This is a genomic window from Micromonospora sp. NPDC005237 (assembly GCF_040607775.1).
In the GTDB taxonomy this organism is placed as follows: Bacteria; Actinomycetota; Actinomycetes; order Mycobacteriales; family Micromonosporaceae; genus Micromonospora.
Window position 1 is genome coordinate 1 of the sequence record NZ_JBEXHJ010000031.1, and the last position, 1,429, is coordinate 1,429.

Annotated in this window: 1 rRNA gene; it reads left to right on the top strand. The window is 50.2% G+C overall.

Annotated elements, in window-relative coordinates:
• Positions 1-1,429 (top strand): 23S ribosomal RNA (locus tag ABZT87_RS31390); the annotation flags it as partial.

Genomic DNA, 1,429 nt, shown 5'->3' on the forward strand with positions numbered 1-1,429 from the left:
GACCGGTGGCGGCTCGACCAGGACGCCGGTGGACAGATCAGACTCCGGTGCCTCGACGGGCGGGCCGGCGCCGAAACCTAGTGACCTATCCATGAGCAGGGTGAAGGTGTGGTAAGACGCACTGGAGGCCCGAACCAGGACACGTTGAAAAGTGTTTGGATGACTTGTGGATAGCGGAGAAATTCCAAACGAACTGGGAGATAGCTGGTTCTCTCCGAAATAGCTTTAGGGCTAGCGTCGAAATGTAAGTGTATTGGAGGTAGAGCACTGTTTGGGTGAGGGGTCCGTCTAGGATTACCAATCTCAGATAAACTCCGAATGCTAATACACATGTTCGGCAGTCAGACTGCGAGTGCTAAGATCCGTAGTCGAAAGGGAAACAGCCCAGACCAACAGCTAAGGTCCCAAAATATATGTTAAGTGGAAAAGGATGTGGGGTTGCACAGACAACTAGGATGTTAGCTCAGAAGCAGCTATCATTCAAAGAGTGCGTAATAGCTCACTAGTCGAGTGACACTGCGCCGAAAATGTACCGGGGCTAAACATATTACCGAAGCTTTGGATTGATATTTTATCAATGGTAGGAGAGCGTTCTTAACCGCGATGAAGGTATACCGTGAGGAGTGCTGGAGCGTTAAGAAGTGAGAATGCCGGTATGAGTAGCGCAAGATAAGTGAGAATCTTATCCACCGTAAGACTAAGGTTTCCAGGGGAAGGCTCGTCCGCCCTGGGTTAGTCGGGACCTAAGGCGAGGCCGAAAGGCGTAGTCGATGGACAACTGGTTGATATTCCAGTACTAGATATGATCGTGATGGAGGGACGCAGTAGGCTAAGAGATGCCAGTTAATGGATTCTGGTCTAAGCAGTGAGGTGTGAGATGTGTCAAATGCATTTCTCTTTAACATTGAGCTGTGATGGGGAAGCAACTACGGTTGCGAACTCTCTGATGTCACACTGCCAAGAAAAGCTTCTAGCGTAAAGTCATATCTACCCGTACCGCAAACCGACACAGGTAGTCGAGGCGAGTAGCCTCAGGTGATCGAGAGAACTCTCGTTAAGGAACTCGGCAAAATAGCCCCGTAACTTCGGGAGAAGGGGTGCTGGTGTAAAAGCCAGCCGCAGTGAATAGGCCCAAGCAACTGTTTATCAAAAACACAGCTCTCTGCTAAACCGCAAGGTGATGTATAGGGGGTGACGCCTGCCCGGTGCTGGAAGGTTAAGAGGAGTGCTTAGACGTAAGTCGAAGGTATGAATTGAAGCCCCAGTAAACGGCGGCCGTAACTATAACGGTCCTAAGGTAGCGAAATTCCTTGTCGGGTAAGTTCCGACCCGCACGAAAGGCGTAATGATTTGGGCACTGTCTCAACGAGAGACTCGGTGAAATTTTAGTACCTGTGAAGATGCAGGTTACCCGCGACAGGACGGAAAG